Source organism: Streptomyces sp. NPDC046122, assembly GCF_056429965.1.
The window spans coordinates 1-2,035 of the sequence record NZ_JBWKLQ010000046.1 but is presented as its reverse complement, the minus strand read 5'-3'; the positions used below and the strand labels follow the sequence as shown (position 1 = coordinate 2,035).

The 2,035-nt window shown below is 72.8% G+C and carries 1 protein-coding gene; it reads left to right on the top strand.

The genetic code is table 11. The features are described from left to right. Positions 1–2,035: condensation domain-containing protein (locus AC07FK_RS34080; protein ID WP_479108770.1), on the top strand; the 2,035-nt coding region annotated here is incomplete at both ends.

Genomic DNA, 2,035 nt, shown 5'->3' with positions numbered 1-2,035 from the left:
CCGACACCCAGATCAAAATCCGCGGCTTCCGCATCGAACCCACCGAAATCGAAACCCTCCTCACCACCCACCCCCACCTCACCCAAGCCACCGTGACGTACGGGAACGGGCGGCTGACGGCGTACGTGACGGCAGCGCCCGACAGGCCCGCGCCAGAGCCCGCCGCAGTCCGGACCTGGCTGCGCGAGCGGCTTCCGGACCACATGGTGCCCGCGTTCATCGTGCTGCTCGACCGGCTGCCGCTCACCCCCAACGGGAAGATCGACAAGCGCGCCCTGCCGGAACCCACCGCGCCGGCCATGACGGTCCAGGGGCGCGCGCCCCGCACAGCGCTCGAGGAGATCGTCTGTGCGCTGTTCGCCGAGGTCCTGGGTGCCGACGGGCCGCTGTCCGCGGACACCGACTTCTTCGAGCTGGGCGGGCATTCGCTGCTCGCCGCCCGGCTGGCGAACCGGCTCTCATCCGCGCTGAACACCCGGCTGAGCCTGCGGGAGGTGTTCCGGCACTCCACACCGGCCCGGCTGGCCGGACATCTCGCGGAGCTCACCGGACGGCGGGGAGCGCTGCCGCCGCCGGCGGCCCCTGGCCGGCGCCCGGAACGGCTGCCCCTGTCCTTCGCCCAGCAGCGGCTGTGGCTGGTGAACGGGCTCGAAGCCGGCGGAACCGCCTACAACGTGCCGATGGCCGTCCGCCTCGACGGGCCGGTGGACGTGGCCGCGCTGCGTGCCGCGTTCGTCGACCTCACGGGCCGTCACGAACCGCTGCGAACCAGCATCGTCATCGCGGACGGCGAGCCCCACCAGGCGGTGGCTCCGCCGGGCGAGGTGTCCTTCACGGTCCGGGACGTGGCGCCCGAAGCGGTGGACGGTGAGCTGCGAGCAGCGGCCGGGCACGCCTTCGACCTCGCGGCCGAGCCGCCGTTGCGGGTGACCCTGCTGCGCACCGGCCAGGAGTCCGCGGTTCTGCTGGTGCTGCTGCACCACATCGCCACGGACGGGCAGTCGCTGCGCCCACTGTTCGCGGATCTCTCCGCGGCCTACGCGGCTCGGCGCGCGGGACGCCCTCCCGGCTGGTCACCGCTGCCGCTGACGTACGCCGATCACGCGCTGTGGCAGCGGTCCGCACTGTCCGGGCCGGTGCTGGACGAGCAGCTGGGCTACTGGCGGAAGGCACTGGCGGAACTTCCGGAGGAACTGGGGCTGGTGCACGACCGGCCGAGACCGCCGGTGGCCGGGCTTCGGGGCGGGGCCGTGGAGGTCGACTGCGGGCCGGACCTTGCCAGCGGCGTACGGGAGTTGGCTCGGGCCGAGCGGTGTACGCCGTTCATGGTGGTGCAGGCGGCGCTGGCGGCCACGCTGACCCGGCTCGGCGCGGGCACCGACATTCCGCTGGGCTCGCCCGTCGCGGGACGTTCGGAAGAGAGCCTGGCGGGGCTGGTCGGGTTCTTCGTCAACACGCTGGTGCTGCGCACGGACACCTCGGGCGATCCGGAGTTCCGGGAACTGCTGCGCCGGGTGCGGGCCACGGACCTCGACGCGTTCGCACACCAGGACGCGCCCTTCGACCTCGTGCTGGAAGCCGTCAACCCGGCGCGCTCACTGGCCCGGCACCCGCTGTTCCAGGTGTGCCTGGCAGTGGAGAGCGGTCCGGCTCCCAGGCCGGAGTTCGCCGGGGTGCGGACAGGCGCGGCCGAACCGGTGGTGACCGGAGCCGTCAAGTTCGACCTGGAGTTCCTGCTGCGCACCGGGGGGGCCGACGGAGGACCCGGCACGGAAGGACTGGCCGGCACGATTCTCTTCAGCGAGGACGTCTTCGAGCGGGAGACGGTCGAGCGGATGGCCGCGATGTTCCGCCGGATCCTGGAGCAGGCCGTGTCGGCCCCGCACCTGCGGCTGTCCGAGCTGGAGCCCATGGCGGACGGGGACCTGAGGCAGATCCTGGGTGAGTGGGCGGGCGTATCGGTCCCCATCGACGACCGGACGCTCACCGGGCGTTTCGAGGAGCAGGCACGACTGCGGCCCGAGACCACGGCCGT